Raw genomic sequence first — 21,418 nt, 5'->3', positions numbered from 1 at the left:
GGGCGCCGACAAGGTCAGAGAGCGCTAACTTGATGAAGGGAATCAGCGAAACAACCGCCAAAGCAGGATATATAACCAGGGCATCTATCCGGATGTCACAGCTGGCTGGACAAATTATTCCCGCGTGCACCATCGCTTCATAAACGCTACAGCCAAGCCACGCGGAAGCGGGAAGCAGCAGCGATCGATGAACGCGCCAATGCCGCCATGCGATCAAGAATCCAGTCCCTATTAAGGCGGCGAGCCAGGGAAACTGTATGAAAATCCCGAAGATAATGACCTCGCTCACCTGTCATTCCTATTCTTGGAAATATCGGTAAATTTTACTGCCCAGCAAGGTTTTGTTCGGGAAACAAAAGGTCATGACCCCCTGACCTTTTGAACCTTCTTAAGTGGTCCTGAGCCGATAGGATGATGAAAACCTACTATGGACCTTCCCGTTATGCCCAAATTCACGCAGGTCGCTGTTTTCGCAGCGCTTGGCGTCCTCTCGGTGAGCCACGCCTATCAGTTCTCAGAGATCCAAACGCTCAAACAAGAGCGATCTCAGGCCACACAGGCCCTCACGTCCAATGAAATTGTGTCCATCGTGGATCAACGGTTGGATGTCGCTGAACAAAGGCGGGCACAGGACAAATTTCAGACGCTGATAGCGGATTACGAACTGGCCTCTCCCAGAGTTCCGGAAGATCGACTCGTCTACGGCAGCATTAACGCTCGCCTGACCATGCAGGAATTCAGCGATATTGAATGCCCGTTTTGCCGAAAAATGCATGGCGGTTTGAAATCCGTCGTTGATAACTCCCAAGGCGTCGTCAATTGGGAGTTCAAGCATTTCCCACTAAGCGGGCATAACCCGGCGGCGGCTATGCAGGCCAAGGCCGTTGAATGCGTGCGTGAGTCCTATGGCAATCGTGTTGCCTGGGCGGCTCTCGATCAGTTTTTCGAGAAAACGCGAAGTAATGGTCAGGGGGTCGGTGATTTGCCAACGTTTGCCAGATCAATGGGTTTGAGTGGGAAAGCGATGGAGCTCTGTCTTCAATCTGATGCTCACCAAGACCGAATCACCCAAGATTATCGGGAGGGATCGCGAATGGGTATTACCGGGACACCCGCTCTGAGAATTCTCGATCACAAAACTGGTCGGGATTACCTGATCAAAGGCTACAAGACCCCAGAACAGCTTGCTCAAGCTTTACAGCAGATTCTGGGTGCCTGACGTGGCAATCTGCTTTATTGTTGATCGAGCGAATCCCCGAGAGCCTGACATCCTGAGCCCTATTGCTCATTTGCCACTGACCGTCACGGACGCGCACAAGAACATCGTGTTCAACATGTCGGCACCGGCAGACGGATGGACACCACTTCTTCTGGAGACGTGCACAGCTCATCTGACGACATCAGAACTGGATGCTTTTCTCGGCGATGAATGGGTAGGTTCGACCGAAGTGTGATCGGCCGGTGGCCATCGAACACGGTACCTACCCTTATCAATTGCAGAAGACAGGAGCGTCTTCGGTGGACATAAACCGAAAGAATCTGGATGAAGCCGTCGACCAGGGCATCATCTCAAGCCAGCAATCCGAAGCCTTGTTCCAGTTCCTCGCGGATAAGGCGGAAAGTCGCCCCCGCTTTATATTCACACACGTTCTTTACTACCTTGGCGGTTTAATCGCGATAGGCGCGATGACACTGTTTATGAACCTGGCATGGGAGTCTTTCGGTGGCGCCGGTATTTTTTTCATAGCCCTCGCGTATGCCGGCGTGGGACTGAAGCTCACACATCATTTTCAGCAAAGAGAACTCCCTATTCCCGCCGGTCTTTGCGCGACTTTTGTCGTTTGTCTGACGCCACTGGCAATTTATGGCCTTCAACAATGGCTCGGAGTATGGCCGGACGACTCGGTCTACCGGGATTACCATCGTTACATCCAGTGGCACTGGTTGTTTATGGAGCTGGGCACGTTGGCCGTAGGTGTCCTGGTTGCCTGGAAGTACAAATACCCGTTTTTGATCATGCCGATCGCCCTTACGCTCTGGTATCTGACGATGGACCTGACCTCGGTCTTAACGGGTGGCGAGATGACTTGGGAGTTGCGCGCCCTCGTCTCTCTCTATTCTGGTTTGTTGGTCATAGGGATCGCGTTCTGGGTGGATATCCGCTCCAGGCATACAGCGGATTACGCATTTTGGCTGTATCTGTTCGGCGTCGTTGCTTTTTGGGGGGGACTGTCCGCCCAAGAATCAGACAGCGAATTGTCGAAGTTTCTCTACTTCTGCATCAACCTTCTGATGATCGGGGTGGGTGTTCTTCTGGTGCGTCGTGTCTTCGTGATATTCGGCGCTCTTGGCAGCTGTGGCTACCTTGGCTACCTTGCCTCAAACGTCTTTCAGGACAGCGTCTTGTTTCCGGTAATGTTGACCGCCATTGGGCTGGGCATCATTTACCTGGGCGTTCTTTGGCAACGGCACGAGAAAGCGATCTCACAGACTGTGAGGGCGCGAATGCCCATGGCACTCCAGGAACTTCTGGAATCGAAAGACCGTTAGAGCTGAATGATCGGTCAGTCTGCTGAATACGGGGCAGCTCTTTTGGCTATTTCGACAGGTCGCTCTCATGAGAATTTGGCTTCACTGACACTCGCCTTATTTCCTGAGATCCCCAGATCACAATGCAGGGCTTCCCCCAGCGGTCCCAGACAGCAATCGCGGGATCTTCGGATTCAGAGGCCAGTGCACGGGCTTTTGCCTCTGCTTCATCAATAGAATCAAATCCATGCTGATTTGACCGATCAGCCGTGAAATGGCCGCAGTAAAATTCTGAATCTTTCATCTCATACCTGCCTTGGTATTGCCGCATTCAGTTCAGAAGACGGCTCGCACTCCTGCTGTATTGATCAATCAATTGTCTGTACTGGTTTACGGTGTCTGAATCCAAACCAATTGCTTCACCCCGCGTTGCCAACTCATGGGCTGCAGCAACGAGAGCGCCATCAAGCTTGTCCTCGTAACGCGTGTCTTTCAGATTCACGTCAATGGCGGATTGAAGAACTTTCAAACCGTCCTGAAGAGTCTGCCTGGAATTGGAAAGCCAGAAGCCCACCCGGTAGCGACAGGGAGCAAAACCAACTTCGGCACATCGGCTGAAGGCGTCCATCGTCTCTTGCGCTACCTCTCTGAGACCACTGTTCTCAATGCTTGGCGCCATAGGAATGGCAACGTCCGGCCCGTTGACCAATTGCTTCAGAAGATTGGTTTCGGCCACAAAATAGTCCGCCGGCCAGTATCCTTGTTCTGAGGCCTTTTTCATTAGGTCATAGGCAGCCTTGTCCCGATTCGGTATATCCGCTTCTGCAAACAGCAGAAGCAGAGCATTGTTGACCAGGACATCAACACTCATGTCCCCGCTGGCCAGTCGGTTTACCCAATGGTTCGGTCCGTAATGAACAATGAAAGGGATACCAACCTCTTCTTCGAAATGTGGCGACGTTGGCGTGGTGTGGTCCATGCCGATTGCTAAAAGCAGCGTTTGCAGGCGATCTTCGCTGGTGTCCAGGTTGTGACCGAAAATTTCCGAGACGAGATCAAAGGTAACCTCTGGGAACGGCTTACCAGGAAGAGCTTCAGAGGAGGCCAAGACCGGTCCAGCCATCATGGCACCTACCAAACAAAGAGAGCCGACTAGTCTCTTCATTCCACGAGCTCCCGGTCCCTTACCTCGTCGATCTGCCAGCTGTCGATGTCTGTTGAGTAGCGAAGCTCGATGGTGCGTGCAATTGTCGGAACGTAGTCCACACAGGTGTTGGTCACCAGGTAATGCAGTTCAGATTGCCGGGTTTGAGAACCATAGGTTTTGGCGTCCTGGAACGTGAGATTCTCGCACTTTGCATTCATCCGCTCGAGTTCGAGAACACGATGCTGCTCGATGTCAGTGCCTTGGCCGGTCGTCTGAGACAATTGAGCGACTACTTCGTTTAAAGAGCGGCGGTATTTTCGACTGTAGAAGACATTCAAATCTCGATCAGACAAGCCAACCGCAGCCTTGTCGTAGTAGATTTCAACCAATTCTCTGGCGTTCGCTTCCGTTGCCAAACGCAGAGACTTTCGGTCGTATTCAGGGGGATCGGCGAGCGCCAATGTGCTCAAGCCTGCCGAAAGGAGCAACAGGGTCAGTTTTTTCATCACTTATCTCCAAAGTAGCCTTTGCGGTCCATTTTGAGCTTCCGCCAAATCGGCAGAATCTTCTGCACCAGCTCATCACGATTTCGAATCGCTCGAATTCGAATGATCGGTTGATCCGCATCTTTTGTTTCAAGGACCAGCGTGGACAGACCGAACAGCCCCATGAGCCCTGCCGGCGGACTCTTGATATCCGAGACCTCTGACATCTCGCAGAACAACTCTTGGCGGAAAATTGAGGTAATGCCCTTCGCTTCTTTGATCTTGTTGCGGGTGATAACTGTCCGCTCACACTTCACAGTTAGGTAGGACATGAGAACGTTCAGGACGCCAACGATGAGAAGCCCGTAGATTGAATACCTGACGACTTGATCGATCAGTGGTGTGTATTGCGCTTTAAGGCCTGCGTTCCACAACACCAGGCCAACGCCGGCTGCCGCAAAAACAAGGCCCCAAAAGATAAAGCTGCCAAGATTCACTATCTGGGATGGACTGCCCTCCCAGACGACTTCTTCGTTGTCATATGAAACGGGAGTGCTAGCGTCCAAAGGATCCGATTTCCGATTCGCTTCAGCCTCGATTTGATTGGTTTCACTCATGATGTCGTCCTATGCAGCTCGAGCATGTTCCAGGCAAGCCAGTGCCGTCGTAATCGAAGCAGTTGCCGGAACGTCGGGCTGGTGCCTGTTGGGTTTATGATGGAGGTGGCCTGTCGAGCCCAGAACGAGGTGAACCACTGGTCTCAGTCCGGCGGCAGCCAAAAGCCAATTGTCTGGTTGATGATCAACAACGATCAGAACATCCTGCGGGCGGGATTGGGCAATCACACTGCCCAATATGGTTTCCGGATCCCTTGCCAGGTCCAGATTGTCCAAAACAAGGACTGGGCATTCTGAAGGAATCTGAATCGCGTTCTGCCGTTTGCACTCAATCAGGCAAAACGAAGAAAAATGCTCGAGCAACTGAAATAAACTTCGGTCTATGGCCGCGTCGGCAGAGTGGAATTCGGTAACACGCATGACGTTCATTGTTACCGCCCTCACCTCAAAGCCCGCTCAAACGCACCAAGCAACAACATGAAGCTGATCGACATGCCCAGTGCGGTTATTGCTCGGCTGATGCTGCGATACACCCGCTCTTTCTCCTTATAAAGCCCCGTCACAGAGAGCCCGATCTCTACGCAGGCAAAGAGAATTCCCATTTTTGCGGAGATGAAGAGCATCAGGGGAAACGTCATGCTGACCGGATCGCCCATCTGGATGATGACAAACATCGCGATCGCCGCAGCCACGACAACGAGGATCGGGTATGAGCGGGGCGAGCGAAGCCAGCGGGAAAGCATCTTTTACAACCCAGACGCAATTTTTGGACGCGACCATACTTTGATGGGCGGATGATCGGCTTTTCTGTCTGCCAGGACTCCATCAAACATCGCTACCAGCCGAATCACTGAAATCCCCTCTTTTACTGCGAGAGCAATGATTCGGAAATAAGCCGCAGTGGCTGAATCGGCCGTTGCCTCGAACTGGTACTTGGTTCGGTTTTCCGTGTACACGTCGGCATTGAAAAATTGCCCATCACAAAGCCGGCCGCCGAAGTTCGCGTGAACGATATTGGTCAAGGGGTCACCCCGTCAGAGAAAAAGTGAAGCGAAAAGGACCAGTGCGGCGCCTGTGATGACAACATTGATCTGTCGATCCTGAGACAGAAGCTGTTCACGCTGCTGGCCGTCGATCTTTCCGGTCTGGAAAAGCCGGTTAACGAGCCATCTGATAAACGGTGTGGTTATGAACATGAAGGCGCCCTCCTGAGCTTTTGGCCAGTCTATTGAGGGCACTCGACGAATTGGGGATCAAAAGGTCAGCGGAGTGTGACCTTTTAAAATTCGGGTTTTGGGTAGTCGCCGGCGGCCAGAGCCTGCTCAACAAGCGCAATCTGGAACACCAGGTAGGCGGCTGTATTCAGATTCTGCGAGTCATCCAACCACGACTGAAGTGTTCCAGCTTCCTGCTGCTTGAAGACTTCAAAGGCGTCGGCGCGCGCAACCGCGGGGTTGATGTTGCTGTAGGGCAGGAAACTGGCAAGAGAGTGTTGCCCAGCCAGGCGAAGGATCTCTTCGCGTGCTCTATCGAGGATCTTCCTATCATTCCGGTACAAAACACCGACCGGCGTGCGCAAAGCCATCCAGGTAGCAATGTCCGCCAGCAAGAATCGTCCTGATAGTGAGTAGTGAACGAGGATGATCGAAGCCGCAACCAACCCCACCTGATCAGCGATGCCGGCCGCCTCGAACCGAAAGCTCAGTTCAACCAGAACAAACACTGACAAGGCCCAGATGACCAGTGACGCTCCAGCAGCCATTAGGCGAGCCGGTGTACTGGACAGACCTTGAAAAGTAACCGTCTTGAGCAGCTCTGATGTGAAACCCATGTCCACGATGTCCCTGTTTTACCCATTTGCTATAACCTTCTCATGGAATGTTTCACGGGCAAGTCGTGGACCCTCAATAAAGTCGGTAACTAGAAACTTCTGCAAACCTCCGGAGTGAGGTGAATTCCCAATTATCAACACAATGGACTTGATCCCATGTACCGAATTCCATTTAGAGTTGTCGGTTGAGCAGGCGTGAAACAATATCGTCGACGATATCTGGTTTCAGAGTGAAACCGTCAAAGACCTCGAACAGTGGGCGTGTCGCTTGAAAGACGTATCCACCAAGTGCTGCTGGCGCGGTTTCGATGGGTACACTGATAGTTGAAATCACTTCATCCTGCTCAGCTGTATACCATGAGGGCATCATTCTTCTCGGGCTGGCCCATGAACTCAGTGTGCGCCCGCTGATTCCTTTCCAACGGTAAGTCGCGTGCAGAACGCCGTCCTCGGTGGCACCCATAGCTTTTGCAAAATGGAGGGAAAGCGCCAGACATTCGGAAGCACGGAGGATCGCAAGAACGAACTCCAGGGCCGTGCCAGGCTCCGGTGTTCTATCCCCGTTGCTGAAATCGTCCTCAAAGCCATGATAAGCGTAGAAACGACCTTCGGGTGCTACACGCCAGAATGTCAGGTCATCCATGAATCCGGTACCAAAAATGTCGACTAGTGCTTCCCATGCGCCGTCCACGTTCCGAGGTTTAAACGAGGGGAAATCCGTGCTGCCCACTACGCTAAAAACTGACCAACCGGTCCAGTTAGGGTTGGTCGACTGGATCAGGTTCAGGAAATCCTGATTCACGCGAAATTCTCCGATCTCACCGTCAATGCTGGCTGCAAACTCCATTGAGCCGTGTTCGGGCAGATCTTCATGTTTTCGCTCCTCGATCCGGCTCTGATATCGGGCCAGGGATTCGTCAAGAAACTGATGAAGTTGATCGACGGGAGTAGGAGGGCGACTATTGGAAAAGACGTGCCCAAGCGTTTCTTTCATGTCCCCGGTCATCGCGCTAGCCAAGTGTCGCCTTACAAACCGGCCTACGTCCGCTTCGCGGTTTTCAAAGCAGCGTTCAACTAGGTCAGGCCAGTCTTTCCAAGTGGCTTCTGCGGTGCTTGGCGTGAGATTGGCTTTGAGCGTTCGAACGTAGGTGCAGTTTAGCTTCACGTAGACGTTTGATCCGTCCTTTAGCTCTGACTTCGTGACAATGGGTGACTTTATGCCTGAAGGGACCTCAACCAAAACGAAATGCTTGCCATCGATGACAGGGTAATGGACAAAAATTTCGAAGGAGTGGGAGGCCATCTTGGTAACAAGGGCAACCAGTTTGTCCACATGAAATTGCGTTTGCACATCATCGGGCGCATCGGCGAGGTTTGGTGATCCATCCTCATCGTTGAAACCAATCAAGAGATAGCCGCCATCATTATTTCTGAGGGCGATGATAGCTTTGATAAGTTTCGCGCGACCTGAGAACGAGTCAGGATCAAACCAGTTCTTCAGTTCCAGTCCAAGGCTTTCATTGGGCCGGGTAATCAGTTGATTGATCTGCTTATCATCCATGACTGTCGTTTCTCTCTTTTTTCTTTGATGGCGCACGACTTGAAAGTTTACGGTCCTTCCTACCATCCATCCAGCCACGATTCCCCAGCCGATCGATCATTGGGAAATCTAGTTACCGAATTTATTAGGATTCCACACGAGGAGCAGGAGATTCACGGTTACCGTGCGACTTGGATAGTCCGCTATTTGTATTTGATCGAATTGGATTGCAAATCGGTTTTATAGTCCGACCTCCGGGGATCTGAGTCTTCCTGAAAGCCTATCGTCATGGCCAGAGTGAAATTATGTTTGGGTTTTTGCACCTAAAGTCATGATATTATTGACCTATAACGACTATCAAAGCTGCGTAAAGCTTTTGTGACAGGCTCTAATAGATTGATCAATGGACGCACGGAAATCATGAAGTTTAATGGAGAAAGGTTTTGGCAGACTCGGGGGAAATTCATTTCCGTTATTGGCTTGGGAGTAGCAACTCTCATAACGGTGTGGAACAGTTTCTTTGGTTTTGACGGACCCGTGGTTAATCCATTTGTGGTTTGGGCAATAGGAAGCGCAGTTCTGCTTTGGATATGTCACTTCGGCAAACTTTATTTTTTAGAGGCCCTGATTGGGATGGGGGCAGCAGTTGGTTACACACTCGCAGCAGATCATTTTCTCGAAAATCACACCTACCTGGGCGCCTTTTGTATAGTATTTGGCGCAATTATTTTCGAGTGTGTGTGCCAACGATTGATCGACATGCGCGTTAGAAATAGGTTGAGCTAAGTTCTTGCATGCGTGCCTGCGTTTCTTAAAATCAGATACCGTAGGCGGTTAAAGAGTTTCTTAGTCAGAACCCGCCTGCCAAAATAGAAAACCCGCCGAAGCGGGTTTTGTGGGTCTATTTCGATTTTCGACAGTCTTGTTGATCCGCCAGGCGACAAATCTCTTGCCACTGAAGGCGGCGCTGATAGACCACGAAGCCGGTACCGACTGTGCCTACCAGGGTAAGGACGATTCCAAACATGAGAAAAACTGACATGGCATTGCCCATCACTGTTTACCTCGTTTCATTGGAGCGGAACGCTTACTGACAGTCAAGTTCAGCCGCTGACTTCGCAGCACCAAAAGATCCTGAATCAGTTCATGTCCTGCGAGATCGCGAGCCATTTCCACTTCTAACATGAGAATGATGGCGAGCAACCACATCACTAGAACCATTGCGATTGCGTCAAAACTGGTAAGTTCCAGTCCATCGGCAAAGGTTTGGAACAGGTGTCCGGCCATTAAAGCTGAGGCAGCGTAGGCCATCGTTTTCAGACTGCCCACCAACCTGGTGCTTCGCCGGTAGCGCATTTTCTGAATGATCAGATCCTGCGTCCGTAGTTTGTTGAGTTTCTGGTAAAGCAATTTCATACGTGTGTTCTCTCCAGGCATGACCTCGCTCAGAGAAAACAAGCCAGACCCCGGAGAGGGTTGGCTTGCTCTCCGAGGTCGGCAGTTTGTGGTTTAAGCTGTCTGTCGTGGACGGTCCCTTAATAGGTTTCCAATCTGGCTAAAACCAGAAGGGTCACGCTTCAACTGGTCCGCCCAGTCCACACCTTTTGAATCCGATTCGAGCATCGGAATTGATGGCAAAATCAGCTGAACATCCAGGCCTAGAAGACTGAGCTTCTGGGCCAGCGTGTTGGCAGCGACTTCACCCGCTTGGTTACGATCTTTGTCGACGAAAATCAGAACCTTTTCTACCCATTCGGGCGGCAGAAACGATTGCATCATGGTCGTCGAAAGCGTTGGCCACACTGGCAGCTGCGTCATGAGTGTTACCGCAAGAGCTGTTTCCAGTCCTTCTGCGACACCCATAACGGTTCCTTTCACCGGGTTCACGCGAATCTGGCGTCCGCGGCTTTCTTTGTTGACCGCCGGCGTGAGTTTTCGCGACTTGTTCTTGCCGTCGGAAAACTCGACCTTCAGCCCACTTTTGGTGATGAACGTCCGATGAATCGAGACTGGTTCACCCGCATTATTGCGGACCAGACCGAGGATCGTGCCGTACTGACCCAGCGTTTGACCGTCGACACCAACGTAGTTGAGTGACGGATGGAACCGCAGGTCATCGGCGAGCATCGCTGCTGTGCGTAGACTTCTGCGTTCGAAATAGGCTCTCGCCGGGTACGATCGCAGGTCGTTCAGTGGCAGAGCATCCCCCCAGATCTGGTTAAGCCAAAGCCGAAGCTTTGAATCGTCCTGGATCTGAGTCTTGGGCGTCCTGATAGGTTTGGCGTCCACGATCCTTCCGCCCAAAAAGGCTTCAAGTTCGTCGTAGGTCTTGGTGAATGACCAATCGTTCACCCACATCAGCATGTCGATGCCTTCGGGGATCACTCGCCAAGCCTGTTTTACGCCGCCACCAGTGGTGTTGGCGTCACGAAACAGCCGGAAGCCATCGGTACCACCGTCAACGGGACAAGGCACATTTTTGCCAAGCTTATTGACCGCAGTTTCGAGGGCTGGCGCCAGTGCAAGGAAAGCACTGAGCCAACGTCCTTCCATGCGACGTTTCAGAGCAGTTGAGTTTCGTTTTTCCATGGTTCTCCTCCAGACAGTGAACTTTTCAAGGGACACTGCCGAGCAGTGAGTAAGAAAGGGCCGGGGCCCTTTCAGTCATCAGTGAAGCGTCAGAACGACTCTTTTGTATTGCACCCAGGTATTCCCGAACTGTTGGAAAAACAATTCGGTGGTTTTCTGGGGCTCATAGATCGTCATGAGTCGGATTGGCTTGCCGTTCCGCGTGGTCAGGCCGTGCTCAATCGAGAGTTGAGGTTGTTGAGACATGGTGCGTTTCCTTTTGAGTATTGAGGGAACACACCAGCCCCAAGGGACAGAGTGTGTCCCTTAGAGGGTTGAGGTCTTTTCTTAGCCGAGCATCTTCTTGCGGTAGTACCGCAGCCACTCGACCATTGTTTCCGGATCCACACCCCACTCCCTGCAGCAAGCTGCAAATGAGAAGGGCATTTCCCGGTTTTCGGACAGAATCCACTCCCAGGCTTCATCGCACGGTTTGCGAACACCACCGTGCTGACGGATGCCAAAGGCGCTTTTTACTGACTCGATTAGAAGCCGTTCACGAATATCTGCGAAGGCTGATTCGGGGATCTCCTGTAGTGGGCCCGAAGGCTCACAGAAGTCCGGTTTCCGAGAGGTTTCCATGTGTCCTCCTTGCGAAGAACACACCAACCCAACGGGAAGATGTGTTCCCGCGTGGGCTGTTGGAAGATTGTGGAGTCAGGGATCGAGATCGAGGACGTTGCCGGCGATGCGAAACAAAGCTGATTGCAGCTCCCTCACATCGTTGATGACGGTCCAATTCCCGAAATACGACTTCACAGCGTTTGAACCTATACCAATGGCATAGGTGTCGATCTGGTGTTTCATCAGATCCAGCAGGTAGTTGACTGCGTGACCGTTGTTCGGAGAACCGTCGGTAATCACAATCAGGACCTGACGTGGTTTATGACTGGCACTGAGTTCCCGTGCCGCGTAGAGCATTGCTTCAGCCAGAGGTGTGCCACCGCCGGAACTGACCAGGAAGCGCCCAAGATTGGGTCTCACCGGCTGTCCACGATGGATCATCGGACTGACACTCCCCCCACAACCCGGAAACATCGACACCGCAATGTCACATTTCGGGATGGTGGAAATAGCCAGCGCCAACGACACAGTGGCCTGATTGGCAATCTCCTGTCTTTGGCTCATGGAACCACTCGTATCGAGCAGGACATGAACCGAGGTTTCAGGCCTCTTATGTTCATCTCGCTGGATGAACACCCGAGTGTCGCCTGCAGCCAAACGGCTTAGACGACGGCCATCAACGCGGCGCCCGCGGTCATGCAACCACTGGCGCTGTCGGGTTTCAGCCTGTAGAAGTCCCAGCAACCGGCTGCGAATGCTTGAAGACGTCAAAATGCCCGCCTGCAATTCACTCGTGTCACCGTTACCGTTCCTCATGTCCTGGCCCACACCGGTATCAATCTCGAAAGATTTACCGGACTGGTCTTCACGGGCCTGTGAGCACAAGTCTTCTTTTAGCTGTTGACCGGGATTGGTCGGCATATCCTGCTCCGACATAACCCGTTCATAGGTGCCTCCTGCGCCAGCGTCGCTGGAATCGTCCGAAGACGAGTCCGATTCTGCCTGGTCACCAGCTGAGTCCTGATCAGACATTGATTGCTCACCGGACGCATCCGACGGGCCTTCTGTCTGGTCAGCGGCTTCAGGAGAGGAATCCCCCTGATTGTCGCCATTCTCAGATGAGGAACTGTCTGAGTTGGAGTTCGGGTCCGAAGAATCCCCCTGGCCGTCGGGTGACGGATCAGGCGGCTGTGACGAATCACTATCCTGGCCGGACTTTCGCTCCTGCTCTTCCTCTTTTTCGGCATCCTTTAACGCTTTCAAAATGGCCCGGGCCACCTTGAGAGCGTCATCACTGGTTGTCATGGACATCATGTATTTCGCCAGCAGCCCGTCCAAACGAACGAAGAAGCCTCTGGGAAACGTCTGCTCCAAGACCTTCAAAGACTCTGGAATCAGCGGTTGGTAGACCTGCCGATCCAGAAACTCTCCATACAACCGGTGGTAGAGGTAACGAAACAATTGTGATGCCTCGCTTTCTGCCGTGGTTGGTACGGGTGTCCAGCCTCGCCCATGGATGTAGTTCTCCATGGCTTCCAGCGTGAACTGAGTCCCGGGAAAGGCGTGCTGGATAGCACGCTCAATCCGGATGTCCTCAATCAAGTTGGTCATACTCTTTTCGATTTCAGACCGGCACTTTTTTAAGGTGTCGAAACTGGACTCGCGAATATGAGCTGCTTCGTGAGAGAGATAGCCAAACAGCACATCTTTCATCTCACTCATGTTGTCTAGCATAGGCAGCACAATGGTTTTGCCATCTGTCATGGCGTCTGAGCCCGAAAGCACGACGCGCACACCAAATTGCTCACCATAGGCAGCTGCCACGATTGGTAATGCCCGCTCGAGAGCGGATTGTCTTTGGTTCATAGTTCCGCTCCTAGAAGTAGGCGCCCATTGCTGATGCAGTGGTTGGATAGGTTGAGGAAGGTGAAACCTGGGGCTGTGCGTTTCCGCTCTGGAGCCCGGCAATCAGTTTTGTCACCGAGAATTCTCCAGACACGATCCGCTCCAACTTTTTATCGTCAGAACACATCGTGAGGAACGTCAGTACCCTGCCAAACACAGGATGATCCTGGTCGATTCGTTCCGCTGGGATGGAGCTACGCAGCGCGCGGAATTCGCCAAGAACCCTAAGAATCCGGCCGTTGCCGAAACTCAGGGTGTCCAGCTTGGTCACCAATGGGTCGAGTTGTTTGCAAAGTGTCTTTCCGCCGATGGCGCGTTTCCGCTCCAGAAGACGGTCGGACATCTCACGGCAGCTCAGTCCGACTTCGTGCAGGATTTGATCGGCAATTTCTGCCTCATCCGGTTCGAAGCCTTTTAGGGGCTGCATTTTGTAGAGCTTAAATTCGAACTTGAATGCGCTCGCCACGGTTTCGCGGTCAGGAACCTGATCCCGCATGATGTGAGCGTACTCTTCGTTCTCCGCGATCCAGTCCTCCTTGTTGCGGTCAAAATCATTGAGAAATTGCTGCAACGCGGATTCAAAGCCGGCCTTCACGGTTTCGAGTTTGGCAACTACGTCATCAATTGCTGCATCGCGTACAGCGAATCCGCCCATGAAACGTGTGCCTTCAGCCAGACATGCCCTTTCAGCCGATTTGCGCTTACTGAGCAAAGGATCGAGAGCTTTGGGAGGAAAAATCTTCTTTCGACCCAAATCCAGCAGTTTCTGTGGTGGCATTTTGCCGTCTGTGCCCAATCGGATATCACTGTCGCGAGAGGCTTTTTTCTCACCGCTCCAACACCGCATTTTCAGATGGACAAGGGTGGTCCCATGGATGAATTCCATGTGTTATCTCCTTAGCAATTATGAGAAGAGGGTGTACCGCCGGAGGCCGGCGGTGAGTTGTGGTTCAGAGAACCGGGGTCGAGGAAAGACTCAGAAAAAGGCGGCCTTTGTGTTTGACTCAATTACCGTCAAATCAATTGGTGCCTCGATTGCGCCCAGTGCGATGGCGTATTTCCTGAAGTCAGCAGGGGGACAGCTCTGACGCATGTCCGAAAACTCCTTGGACGTTCCGTAAAGCTCTGCGAGCTCATCGAAACTGTCCGTCAGGAGAGTATTGTCGTCGTCCACAATTTCTATGGGTGCAAATGAGAGCGAGGCTGAGGGGCCTTGCTCAGTCAGATGCCGACGAAGAGCAAACAGCAGCAGAATCGCCAACGGACCTTCGGAAAGTTCCGCGCCGCCGCTGTGACTGCCACTTAAAAGGCTTTTGAACACCGGTAGTGAAGCCAGTGTGGTTGCCTCATCACGGAATTGCTCCGTGAAAGTGTTGAGTGCAGACGCCAAGAAGCTGGCGATCTGCGTTTCGGGAACCTGAGTCGAGATCCGAAACCAAAACTGGTTTGGAATGCTGCTCTCCAGGTCGTTTTTCGAAACAACCATGTTGGTGCTTCGATCGATCGTCAGCGATTTGAATTTGAGGTAGCCCTTGCGAAGTTTCGCTTCGTACTGCCTTCTCCAATCCGCCTTATCCGAGGAACGATAAACCAAGGGCTTCCCACGGCGTCCATACCAGACATCGTGACCACCTTTGGCGTTTGGCCGCGTATCTATCGCCCAATATTTATCGGACGTTTTATCGGCGTAGTGCAGGACACGGATATCGTCGCTCATGCTCAAGCTCCTTTGGACCAGGAGGTACCAAAGATGTCCTGTGCGATTCGCTCGATTGCTATCCTTTGCTCTGGTTCCGCTTTAGCCAGGAAAGCCTGATTCAGCGAATAAGACAGAGCATTTGGTGCATTTCGGAAGGCCAGTGCCAATTTTGCCCAGCGACACAGCGTGCGCGTGGACATGGTGATGGTCAGCGGCGTCGCCGTTTCCTCACCCCCAATGAACAGCTTCCGAATCTGATTCGCTACGCGAACCATCTTCTTACGCAGCTCTTCGGGAAGGTCTGGTGCCTTCTTTTCAAGGATCGTCAGTTCAACGTCCTCGGTTGGATAGTCCACGTGCACCATCCGGAATCGGTCAAGGAAGGCGATATCAAGCTGGTTTACACCCTGATACAGGCCGGTGCTGTCGCCAGAACCAACGCTGTTGCCGTTCACAATGAACCGAAAGTTTGGGTGAGCGTGAATCACTTCGCCACCGTTTGTCGCAATGACCAACGGGTGTCCTTCGAGGACATCATGCAAAGCGGCAAGCTGACCGGGATCAGCTCGATCGACCTCATTCAAAATGAATAGGTGACCATCACGCATGGCAACAGAAAGGGGTCCGTAAACGAACTCCATCGTGCCGTTAACCAATTTCCAAGTGCCTACCAGGTCATCGAACTCCATACGCGAGTGCGCGGTGAAGCTCTGCGTCGGCCAGTTAAGGCGTGACGCAACTTGGTAAGGCAAGGTGGTCTTCCCTGCTCCGTAATGACCAGAGAAGTAGAGCCCATCATCGTCGGGATCATCCAGAAAGTTCAGGATGTCCCGCAGAGTCTCCCGGCGGAAAACGTAGGAATCGTTTCGCTTGGGGATGTAGGGATTGGTGGAATCGGCGAAACCGGCTGTGATTACTTCAGCTGGAACGTCGAGGTTGAAGGTGTTGCGAATTGGCAGTGCCTTGTCGCGAACGGTCATAGAAAGCTCCTTTTCAGTGAGAGTTCACTTATTCCAGAGCGGCATCACACACCAGAAGGTGATGATGGCCTTCTGGCAAGTGAGATTTTTTGAGAGAGGAATTACAGCCGTAGCTGACGTGTCCGTTTCAAATTCCGGTATAGACACTTATTTTGTCGTGCAAGCACGATCAAAATGCTCAAGGGATTACCTGGTGGGGTAACCGCCTTCCGTAACACCCTGGATTGCAGGGCACTAGAGAAGGCAGACACAAAAAATGGAACTGCTCCGAGGATAAAATCCCCGGAACAGCCATTGCTGGTTTAGAAGTAGGCCGCTTTGACTGGCGTAATCACCTCACCCACGTCGCGATTGACCAGTTCATCCTCAGAACGGGTGAACCGAACTTCCTCGCGAGAGGGCTTGCGATAATTCTCCAGCGCGGTGCTCAAATCCAGGTCAGGGAAGTTCTCCTGAAGGTATTTGAGGTAGTCGACAGATCCCGACTTTTCGAAGCGAGTGACCTTCACGCCGCCGACATCAGCATGGCGAAAAGGTCCCATCAGGTTAACCAATGCCTTTTGGACATCCTTCTGGTCTTTTTCAAGAGCCTTCAGCTTGTCCTTCAGAGACTTGATCTGTTCCTGTTGCATCCGCCAGGCTTCCGCATGAGCTTCCCACTTGAATTTTTCCGTACCGCTTTCCGGGATAAACCAGTCGCGATCAGGATCCAATTCTGGGGGTTGCTCAGTCTGGACCAGTTGCCAAAAGTGCTTGGCCGCCTCGATGATTTGATGCTCCCGTTCAGGAGTTAACCGAATCTCGAAATCCTGGTCCGCACCATCTTCACGGTAGAAAATGAGTCGTCCGATGCTCTGGCCGGCTACAGTCAACTGAGCCTGAACCTGAGCTTCGTAAAGCTTGAAGGCCGTGGACTCGACTCCGTTTGCCTCAAGGTCATCCCAAACAGTCTTGGAAGGCGCCTTGAATTCGTAGGGTTGATCATGTGTATCCACACCATCAAACGAGGCGCGAAGCACGTCCCATTTGGCACATTCACCGCACATAGGAAGCAGAAACTCACCGTAGCGGGCTTCGGCCAACTGACGCGCTTTATCCTCGAGGGCAACACCTCTTTGGATGTTTGGGTTGCCTGAAAGGTCTGGCGGGTTAATCCGTCCGATCTTTTCAGCCCAAAGTTGCCAAGGGGTTTTATAGGGGCTCAGTCCAAGGATCACCGGAATGTCTGTTGCGGTGATGCCCAGGGCTCGCCATTTCAGCCATTCTTCAGAGCGTTGGTTCAGGTCAACTACAGTCATTTTCGGCATTACGAATCTCCATTAGAGGGGTAATGCCGCCCAATGGGTGCATTACCCCATTGGGTTGAGAGAGTGAGTGTTTAGGCTGTCTGGCTCATGGCCGGAAAGTCTTTGATGTACTGTTCGCAGAGCTCTGCAAACATCCTCGCGTAGCCTTCTGAGGGAAAGTCAGCGACCGGGAATTCCGGGTATTCAAATTGAACACCGGGCCGGAGGTGGCCGATGACCGAATAGAAATTCGGGCGGCCGTCGTTGCACTGAGGTTCCGAGTGAGACAGATAAACGGCTTTGACTCGGAAAGAGTCGTAGTCGCGGATCTTCTCAAGGCTATCGAAGTAGAACATCGTCATCTTTGGTTGAGTTTGAGCGTTCATGATTATTCCTCGTGAGTAGAGATAAGAGGCATGAACACCCGTGTTGGGGTCCATGCCCCAAGTGGGTTTAGGTTTTATTGATTTACCGCAGCGGACGGGGCTGGTTGGGCCTTTGCCTTATCCAGTTCGTCCAGAGCGTAGGCCAACTCAGAGGGATCTTTGATCCTCTCCATCATGACCTCTTTGCACGCTTCAAAAGCGTTTTGGTTCTTTGCCCGGTCCACCAGATTTTTCACGGTGTTGAGCAGTTGGGCCGAGAGTTCTTCTCTTGGCGGTGGTGCAGGAAGCGCCGAAGGCGTAACCGGCTTGTGCTGGTTTGCCAGAATCGCCAGGCCTTCTCCGTTCTCCTCGTTGAGGATCCTGAGTGCCTGTGCCATGCGAGGGTTCGAGATTGGCCACCACTTGCTGGCTCGCTTCACGATGCTTTTCAACATCATTTGTTCAGCCCAATCGACCCAGGGCCCAAAACCTTTTTTAAAGGCTTCAGAAACGTCCCGAACCTTGTCCATGTCAGCTTTCGACATGGCTTCGACCAGAACGCCCCCGGAAGGTAGTTCTGCGATGCAGTAACCACCTCGAATGGAGCCACGATCCGTTGAGAAGGGATCACAGACGTGATCTGGTTTCTCGGCGGGGCCTTTGTAGGAAAACTGGTCTTTCTCGTACACCAGTTCAGCCTTGGCCCAACGGATCGCACCGGTTTCCACGCCAATTGCAATCAATCCCCGATAAGAAATATCGAGCATGACCTTGGCGTCTTCATTGCGGCGTAGACGACGGGGGACCAAAAACGCCAGGCCCTGGTTGGGATTGAGCGTTAGTCCGACCGCGGCGACGTTGTACATCGCAAGCCGAAGTGATGAGAGGTTCTTCTTTGCCACATCCAGCAGATAGGAGTTGTTCATCAACTGTTGGGTCGCAAAGATTTGCTCCTGTTTAAAATCCAAACTGGAGCTGTTGAACTTCTCTTTTGAGGATTCAATGATCTGATGCCATTGAGCGGGTTGTACTGCCTGAGGTGCCTGATTCATAGAAAGGTCCTTGCGCGTAAAGAATTCCGGGTGATAATTCCCGGAGAGGTGAGAGAGATGCAGACCAACCATTACATCGTCGATGACGAGGGCAATTTCAGGTTCACATCGGTGGGTCTTGAGGAAGAAGGACCGCTGCTGGTTAAAGCCGGCATTGATCCCACATCCATCAAGACGTATGAGGCATATATCCAGGCCAGGAAGACCGCTAGGCCTTACTTTATGGATTACCTCAGAGACGAAACTGACCGCATGCTGGAAGGAAAGCCGGACACCGTTGAGTGGCAGGCCATCAGATCCATCGCGTTTGGGTCAGATGAAGAGCAGAAAGCTCTGATTGAGAAGATGAAGCGGAAACGGTCGTTTAAGACTGTTTAGCTTCTTTGCGGGCGTTGATTTCCTCAATGATGCGACTGCGAAGCCACTTCAAAGATTTGATCTGTTCCCGATCGGTGAGAAGCACCAGCATTTCCTGAGAATTGCGTAGGTGCGCCTGAAGTTGTTCATCACTTGCCGTTTCCAGCCAGTAATAAACCTCTTTCCTTGAGAACCCCATGATGTTGTCTCCATCGAGAAGATGGGGCTCTCCCGTCTGGGGTAGAAGCCCCATTCGGGTTAAAGGTTAAAAAGCCAGTCGCTAGAACGGGTAGTCGTCGTCAAAGCCATAGGCTTCAACTGGCGGCTGTTCCAGATGCCCAGGCTGACTCGGTGAAGTATGAGCCTGCTGTTGGGACTGTGGCGCGGGAGCGGCTTGCTGCGAACCATTTTTGGAAAAATACTTCGGCAGCTTGCGTGGGAAGTCATTGACCACGATTTCTGTGGTGTAACGATCTTCACCGCTCTGGGTTTGCCATTTCCTGGTTCTCAACTCGCCCTCAAGGAACAAGAGATCTCCAGGTTCAACGTTCATGCCGATGTGCTCAGCAGTCTTGTTGAAACTGACGCAACGGTGCCATTCGGTGTTCTCTTTCCATTCGCCAGTATCCTTGTCCTTGAGAGACTTGGTTGTAGCGATTGAATAAGAAGCCACCTGCATGCCGCTTGGGGTGGAACGAACATCTTTTTGACCGAGACGGCCAATGAGTTGTGCTTTGTTAAGCATGATTATTTCCTCTTGAGCTTAGGTTGAGAGTATTCAATCTCGACAGGCGCACGCTTGCCGGATTGAAGGAGGTGCTGATTTCTCATGTGCTGAAGTTCAGCAGGAGAATCGATGATTGACCGGATGGTCATTTGCTCGGGTTCAGGCTTGTAGAATCGATGGAGAATCCAGCGAATCACGAAGACCATTCCTCGAAGCAAGGCTTTGGTGTACAGCGTCAAACGACGTTCACACGCTGCGAGAAGACGGTCTCCAGTTTCGAAACCGAGATCGACCAGGAAAAGAATAATCCTGCTACCGAACATCAGGACCAGGATTGCAGACAGACCCAAAACGAGTTCCATCAAGCACTCCTTTTCTCAGGTGAGAAGACATACCCGTACTCAGTGTCATAGACCCAAGTCAGATCCTGTCTCAGAGAGGCGTTAAAGTGCGGCAGTAGCAGCACATTTCCGGCCTCAGAAGTGGCAACGACAAAACGTCCTTTGTCCGCTTTTTCGATTGCCTGTTGGATGACCTCATCAACGTGGTTGACGAATTGAGAGAGATGCTTGTTGGCATCGTGTTCACTTCGATTCATGGGAGTGATTCCTTTGGAGTGTTAAGCCAATTGCCGTAGCAACCGCGTCCGTTTCATGGCTAGGTGAGGACGCTGATCAAGTGCCGAGTTCAGTTGAACTGCAGCAACAAGATTCGAGGAATCACAGGGAAAGCATTCAAGTCTGGATCCGATACGGGTCCAGGCCGCAATGCTCGTGAGGGGTAGGGAAGGAAAGACAGACGCACGAAACCTAGCAGTTGAGAATCAACTGAGGATCATGCGGTCTGTCGGGGATGTGTTCGTAAAAACGAACAGAGTTAAGGCCGTAGGCCTAGAGGTTTTTCTCTTCGCGTTCGACTTCAGCAATCAATAGCTGCTCGTTCTTCGAGTCGATGTGGGCCGCTATCAAAACGCTGCTTACTACGACGGCTACAAAGCAAGTCATAAAAATAAGCATGGAAGGCTCCATAGGTTGCGTCTCCTTAAGAATGTTGGTGGATTTTTACTCGCTAATCAAGTCTTTCAGACTTGTTCGGAGGGTGATCCAGTCGCATTCGGATTCGCTCTACAGAGTGCTTGTAATGAGCAATTTTTCCAGCGCAGATGACGTTTAGGCTCACAATGATGATCGTGAGAACGAGGTAGATAGCCAGTTGGATGAGATCGCCGTTATTGAGCAATTCCCAAAGAGCGACAGATGTGGGCGCCATTGAACTTGCGTTGACGCTTACCATTGCTGCTCTCCATCGTGCATGAAGTTCAGAATTTCGAATGAAGAGTTTTTCTTTTGCAGTAAACATAATTTTCTCCGGTCTAGTGTTAAGCCAAATCGCCGTGGCGATCGCATCCGTTTCGTGGCTAAATTGAGGATGCTCATCAGGTGCCGTTGTTCAGAGAACAAACAGCAACAAGATCCGGAGAAACCAAAAGGCGGTCTGCCCTGCCCTGAGAAACTCACAGGCACGGCAAAACACCCTCAGGAAAGGGGTGGGCCTATCAAAGAGGTCTGTTTAATCTGCTTTTGGGTAAAAGTGCGCGGAGGTGCGCGATCTGGAGAGATGGGTCCCGACGAGGCGGTGTGCCGAATGACCCGGTGAGGCACTATTTGAAAATTACACCAGCCTTGTGCGAGGTACAAGGCAAAATA

Annotated in this window: 30 protein-coding genes; 5 read left to right on the top strand and 25 right to left on the bottom strand. The window is 52.0% G+C overall.

The window, feature by feature from the left end; genetic code table 11:
* The first annotated feature begins 442 nt into the window (after nt 1-442).
* From HP15_RS00740 to HP15_RS00735, 3 genes are read left to right on the top strand one after another with little or no spacing between them, the layout of a single operon-like run.
* Nucleotides 443-1,219 carry a DsbA family protein gene (locus tag HP15_RS00740; RefSeq protein ID WP_169702123.1) on the top strand — a complete coding sequence of 259 codons (777 nt, stop codon included), beginning with the start codon at nt 443-445 and terminating at the stop codon, nt 1,217-1,219.
* Nucleotide 1,220: 1 nt separating this feature from the next.
* Nucleotides 1,221-1,454: a hypothetical protein gene (locus HP15_RS22250; RefSeq protein WP_014575783.1), complete on the top strand. Its 234-nt coding sequence runs from the start codon at nt 1,221-1,223 to the stop codon at nt 1,452-1,454.
* 7 nt (nt 1,455-1,461) lie between these two features.
* Nucleotides 1,462-2,550, top strand: coding sequence for a hypothetical protein (locus HP15_RS00735; RefSeq protein ID WP_014575782.1), 1,089 nt, complete (start codon nt 1,462-1,464; stop codon nt 2,548-2,550).
* A 310-nt stretch (nt 2,551-2,860) separates the two neighbouring features.
* Here HP15_RS00735 and HP15_RS00725 read toward each other — a convergent pair whose 3' ends face one another.
* The 9 genes from HP15_RS00725 to HP15_RS00690 all read right to left on the bottom strand — a co-directional run bounded on the left by HP15_RS00725 (nt 2,861) and on the right by HP15_RS00690 (nt 8,170).
* Complete coding sequence (locus tag HP15_RS00725; protein WP_227499678.1) at nt 2,861-3,694, bottom strand: hypothetical protein; 834 nt, start codon at nt 3,692-3,694, stop codon at nt 2,861-2,863.
* Complete coding sequence (locus tag HP15_RS00720; protein WP_041644878.1) at nt 3,691-4,182, bottom strand: hypothetical protein; 492 nt, start codon at nt 4,180-4,182, stop codon at nt 3,691-3,693. The genes HP15_RS00725 and HP15_RS00720 overlap by 4 nt, the downstream gene beginning before the upstream one ends.
* The gene (locus tag HP15_RS00715) at nt 4,182-4,778 is read right to left on the bottom strand and encodes a hypothetical protein (protein ID WP_041644877.1); all 597 of its coding nucleotides are present in this window, start codon (nt 4,776-4,778) and stop codon (nt 4,182-4,184) included. Before HP15_RS00715 ends, HP15_RS00720 begins: the two co-directional genes overlap by 1 nt.
* A gap of 9 nt (nt 4,779-4,787) precedes the next feature.
* Nucleotides 4,788-5,207, bottom strand: coding sequence for a hypothetical protein (locus HP15_RS22245; protein WP_169702122.1), 420 nt, complete (start codon nt 5,205-5,207; stop codon nt 4,788-4,790).
* Between the two features lie 11 nt (nt 5,208-5,218).
* Nucleotides 5,219-5,521 (bottom strand): hypothetical protein, encoded by a 303-nt coding sequence (locus tag HP15_RS00705; RefSeq protein ID WP_014575776.1) that lies wholly within the window; start codon nt 5,519-5,521, stop codon nt 5,219-5,221.
* A gap of 3 nt (nt 5,522-5,524) precedes the next feature.
* Nucleotides 5,525-5,800, bottom strand: coding sequence for a hypothetical protein (locus HP15_RS00700; protein WP_014575775.1), 276 nt, complete (start codon nt 5,798-5,800; stop codon nt 5,525-5,527).
* Nucleotides 5,801-5,812: 12 nt separating this feature from the next.
* The gene (locus tag HP15_RS22240) at nt 5,813-5,974 is read right to left on the bottom strand and encodes a hypothetical protein (protein ID WP_169702121.1); all 162 of its coding nucleotides are present in this window, start codon (nt 5,972-5,974) and stop codon (nt 5,813-5,815) included.
* Between the two features lie 83 nt (nt 5,975-6,057).
* The gene (locus HP15_RS00695; RefSeq protein ID WP_041644874.1) at nt 6,058-6,609 is read right to left on the bottom strand and encodes a hypothetical protein; all 552 of its coding nucleotides are present in this window, start codon (nt 6,607-6,609) and stop codon (nt 6,058-6,060) included.
* A gap of 172 nt (nt 6,610-6,781) precedes the next feature.
* Entirely contained in the window at nt 6,782-8,170 is a 1,389-nt protein-coding gene (locus HP15_RS00690) for an AlbA family DNA-binding domain-containing protein (protein ID WP_041644873.1), read from the bottom strand.
* Nucleotides 8,171-8,569: 399 nt separating this feature from the next.
* Between HP15_RS00690 and HP15_RS00685 the strand changes: the two genes are divergently transcribed.
* A complete protein-coding gene (locus HP15_RS00685) occupies nt 8,570-8,935 on the top strand; it encodes a hypothetical protein (protein WP_041644872.1) in 366 nt (121 codons plus the stop codon).
* 267 nt (nt 8,936-9,202) lie between these two features.
* Here the strand turns inward: HP15_RS00685 and HP15_RS00680 are convergent, their stop codons facing one another.
* The 11 genes from HP15_RS00680 to HP15_RS00635 form a co-directional block, all read right to left on the bottom strand.
* Nucleotides 9,203-9,565, bottom strand: a complete 363-nt coding sequence (locus HP15_RS00680) for a hypothetical protein (protein ID WP_014575770.1) — start codon at nt 9,563-9,565, stop codon at nt 9,203-9,205.
* 93 nt (nt 9,566-9,658) lie between these two features.
* Nucleotides 9,659-10,738 carry a DUF7146 domain-containing protein gene (locus HP15_RS00675; RefSeq protein WP_041644870.1) on the bottom strand — a complete coding sequence of 360 codons (1,080 nt, stop codon included), beginning with the start codon at nt 10,736-10,738 and terminating at the stop codon, nt 9,659-9,661.
* Between the two features lie 78 nt (nt 10,739-10,816).
* The gene (locus HP15_RS22235) at nt 10,817-10,984 is read right to left on the bottom strand and encodes a hypothetical protein (protein WP_169702120.1); all 168 of its coding nucleotides are present in this window, start codon (nt 10,982-10,984) and stop codon (nt 10,817-10,819) included.
* Between the two features lie 81 nt (nt 10,985-11,065).
* Nucleotides 11,066-11,359, bottom strand: a complete 294-nt coding sequence (locus HP15_RS00670) for a hypothetical protein (RefSeq protein WP_014575767.1) — start codon at nt 11,357-11,359, stop codon at nt 11,066-11,068.
* 75 nt (nt 11,360-11,434) lie between these two features.
* Complete coding sequence (locus tag HP15_RS00665) at nt 11,435-13,207, bottom strand: vWA domain-containing protein (protein WP_014575766.1); 1,773 nt, start codon at nt 13,205-13,207, stop codon at nt 11,435-11,437.
* A gap of 10 nt (nt 13,208-13,217) precedes the next feature.
* Nucleotides 13,218-14,132 (bottom strand): DUF3150 domain-containing protein, encoded by a 915-nt coding sequence (locus HP15_RS00660; protein WP_041644869.1) that lies wholly within the window; start codon nt 14,130-14,132, stop codon nt 13,218-13,220.
* 90 nt (nt 14,133-14,222) lie between these two features.
* Nucleotides 14,223-14,963, bottom strand: a complete 741-nt coding sequence (locus HP15_RS00655; RefSeq protein WP_014575764.1) for a hypothetical protein — start codon at nt 14,961-14,963, stop codon at nt 14,223-14,225.
* Between the two features lie 2 nt (nt 14,964-14,965).
* A complete protein-coding gene (locus HP15_RS00650; protein WP_014575763.1) occupies nt 14,966-15,925 on the bottom strand; it encodes an AAA family ATPase in 960 nt (319 codons plus the stop codon).
* Nucleotides 15,926-16,227: 302 nt separating this feature from the next.
* Nucleotides 16,228-17,232, bottom strand: a complete 1,005-nt coding sequence (locus tag HP15_RS00645) for a YqaJ viral recombinase family nuclease (protein ID WP_014575762.1) — start codon at nt 17,230-17,232, stop codon at nt 16,228-16,230.
* Nucleotides 17,233-17,303: 71 nt separating this feature from the next.
* The gene (locus HP15_RS00640; protein WP_169702119.1) at nt 17,304-17,597 is read right to left on the bottom strand and encodes a hypothetical protein; all 294 of its coding nucleotides are present in this window, start codon (nt 17,595-17,597) and stop codon (nt 17,304-17,306) included.
* Nucleotides 17,598-17,671: 74 nt separating this feature from the next.
* Complete coding sequence (locus HP15_RS00635; protein WP_014575760.1) at nt 17,672-18,628, bottom strand: recombinase RecT; 957 nt, start codon at nt 18,626-18,628, stop codon at nt 17,672-17,674.
* 57 nt (nt 18,629-18,685) lie between these two features.
* Between HP15_RS00635 and HP15_RS00630 the strand changes: the two genes are divergently transcribed.
* Nucleotides 18,686-19,006: a hypothetical protein gene (locus HP15_RS00630; RefSeq protein WP_014575759.1), complete on the top strand. Its 321-nt coding sequence runs from the start codon at nt 18,686-18,688 to the stop codon at nt 19,004-19,006.
* Here the strand turns inward: HP15_RS00630 and HP15_RS00625 are convergent.
* The 5 genes from HP15_RS00625 to HP15_RS00605 form a co-directional block, all read right to left on the bottom strand.
* Entirely contained in the window at nt 18,993-19,184 is a 192-nt protein-coding gene (locus HP15_RS00625) for a hypothetical protein (protein WP_143743805.1), read from the bottom strand. The two genes, HP15_RS00630 and HP15_RS00625, sit on opposite strands and share 14 nt — an antisense overlap.
* Before the next feature lie 81 nt (nt 19,185-19,265).
* On the bottom strand, nt 19,266-19,730 hold the full coding sequence (locus tag HP15_RS00620) for a single-stranded DNA-binding protein (protein ID WP_041644868.1): 465 nt from the start codon (nt 19,728-19,730) through the stop codon (nt 19,266-19,268).
* Between the two features lie 2 nt (nt 19,731-19,732).
* Nucleotides 19,733-20,074 (bottom strand): hypothetical protein, encoded by a 342-nt coding sequence (locus HP15_RS00615; RefSeq protein WP_014575756.1) that lies wholly within the window; start codon nt 20,072-20,074, stop codon nt 19,733-19,735.
* Entirely contained in the window at nt 20,074-20,310 is a 237-nt protein-coding gene (locus tag HP15_RS00610) for a hypothetical protein (RefSeq protein WP_014575755.1), read from the bottom strand. The genes HP15_RS00615 and HP15_RS00610 overlap by 1 nt, the downstream gene beginning before the upstream one ends.
* A gap of 470 nt (nt 20,311-20,780) precedes the next feature.
* The gene (locus HP15_RS00605; protein ID WP_149600523.1) at nt 20,781-21,071 is read right to left on the bottom strand and encodes a hypothetical protein; all 291 of its coding nucleotides are present in this window, start codon (nt 21,069-21,071) and stop codon (nt 20,781-20,783) included.
* Between the last annotated feature and the right edge of the window lie 347 nt (nt 21,072-21,418).

Source organism: Marinobacter adhaerens HP15, from assembly GCF_000166295.1.
GTDB lineage: Bacteria > Pseudomonadota > Gammaproteobacteria > Pseudomonadales > Oleiphilaceae > Marinobacter > Marinobacter adhaerens.
The sequence above is the reverse complement of the archived record's forward strand: the minus strand, read 5'-3'. Positions and strand labels throughout refer to the sequence as shown.

Bases quoted from the DNA above. Each gene is read 5' to 3' on its own strand.
- HP15_RS00695 (WP_041644874.1), bottom strand. From the start codon at position 6,609: ATGGGTTTCACATCAGAGCTGCTCAAGACGGTTACTTTTCAAGGTCTG.
- HP15_RS00610 (WP_014575755.1), bottom strand. From the start codon at position 20,310: ATGAATCGAAGTGAACACGATGCCAACAAGCATCTCTCTCAATTCGTC.
- HP15_RS00665 (WP_014575766.1), bottom strand. From the start codon at position 13,207: ATGAACCAAAGACAATCCGCTCTCGAGCGGGCATTACCAATCGTGGCA.
- HP15_RS00650 (WP_014575763.1), bottom strand. From the start codon at position 15,925: ATGACCGTTCGCGACAAGGCACTGCCAATTCGCAACACCTTCAACCTC.
- HP15_RS00615 (WP_014575756.1), bottom strand. From the start codon at position 20,074: ATGGAACTCGTTTTGGGTCTGTCTGCAATCCTGGTCCTGATGTTCGGT.
- HP15_RS00655 (WP_014575764.1), bottom strand. From the start codon at position 14,963: ATGAGCGACGATATCCGTGTCCTGCACTACGCCGATAAAACGTCCGAT.
- HP15_RS00620 (WP_041644868.1), bottom strand. From the start codon at position 19,730: ATGCTTAACAAAGCACAACTCATTGGCCGTCTCGGTCAAAAAGATGTT.
- HP15_RS22245 (WP_169702122.1), bottom strand. From the start codon at position 5,207: ATGAACGTCATGCGTGTTACCGAATTCCACTCTGCCGACGCGGCCATA.
- HP15_RS00680 (WP_014575770.1), bottom strand. From the start codon at position 9,565: ATGAAATTGCTTTACCAGAAACTCAACAAACTACGGACGCAGGATCTG.
- HP15_RS00635 (WP_014575760.1), bottom strand. From the start codon at position 18,628: ATGAATCAGGCACCTCAGGCAGTACAACCCGCTCAATGGCATCAGATC.
- HP15_RS00640 (WP_169702119.1), bottom strand. From the start codon at position 17,597: ATGAACGCTCAAACTCAACCAAAGATGACGATGTTCTACTTCGATAGC.
- HP15_RS00725 (WP_227499678.1), bottom strand. From the start codon at position 3,694: ATGAAGAGACTAGTCGGCTCTCTTTGTTTGGTAGGTGCCATGATGGCT.
- HP15_RS00670 (WP_014575767.1), bottom strand. From the start codon at position 11,359: ATGGAAACCTCTCGGAAACCGGACTTCTGTGAGCCTTCGGGCCCACTA.
- HP15_RS22235 (WP_169702120.1), bottom strand. From the start codon at position 10,984: ATGTCTCAACAACCTCAACTCTCGATTGAGCACGGCCTGACCACGCGG.
- HP15_RS00690 (WP_041644873.1), bottom strand. From the start codon at position 8,170: ATGGATGATAAGCAGATCAATCAACTGATTACCCGGCCCAATGAAAGC.
- HP15_RS00740 (WP_169702123.1), top strand. From the start codon at position 443: ATGCCCAAATTCACGCAGGTCGCTGTTTTCGCAGCGCTTGGCGTCCTC.
- HP15_RS00675 (WP_041644870.1), bottom strand. From the start codon at position 10,738: ATGGAAAAACGAAACTCAACTGCTCTGAAACGTCGCATGGAAGGACGT.
- HP15_RS00625 (WP_143743805.1), bottom strand. From the start codon at position 19,184: ATGGGGTTCTCAAGGAAAGAGGTTTATTACTGGCTGGAAACGGCAAGT.
- HP15_RS00645 (WP_014575762.1), bottom strand. From the start codon at position 17,232: ATGCCGAAAATGACTGTAGTTGACCTGAACCAACGCTCTGAAGAATGG.
- HP15_RS22240 (WP_169702121.1), bottom strand. From the start codon at position 5,974: ATGTTCATAACCACACCGTTTATCAGATGGCTCGTTAACCGGCTTTTC.
- HP15_RS00720 (WP_041644878.1), bottom strand. From the start codon at position 4,182: ATGAAAAAACTGACCCTGTTGCTCCTTTCGGCAGGCTTGAGCACATTG.
- HP15_RS00685 (WP_041644872.1), top strand. From the start codon at position 8,570: ATGAAGTTTAATGGAGAAAGGTTTTGGCAGACTCGGGGGAAATTCATT.
- HP15_RS00715 (WP_041644877.1), bottom strand. From the start codon at position 4,778: ATGAGTGAAACCAATCAAATCGAGGCTGAAGCGAATCGGAAATCGGAT.
- HP15_RS00705 (WP_014575776.1), bottom strand. From the start codon at position 5,521: ATGCTTTCCCGCTGGCTTCGCTCGCCCCGCTCATACCCGATCCTCGTT.
- HP15_RS00605 (WP_149600523.1), bottom strand. From the start codon at position 21,071: ATGTTTACTGCAAAAGAAAAACTCTTCATTCGAAATTCTGAACTTCAT.
- HP15_RS00630 (WP_014575759.1), top strand. From the start codon at position 18,686: ATGCAGACCAACCATTACATCGTCGATGACGAGGGCAATTTCAGGTTC.
- HP15_RS00660 (WP_041644869.1), bottom strand. From the start codon at position 14,132: ATGGAATTCATCCATGGGACCACCCTTGTCCATCTGAAAATGCGGTGT.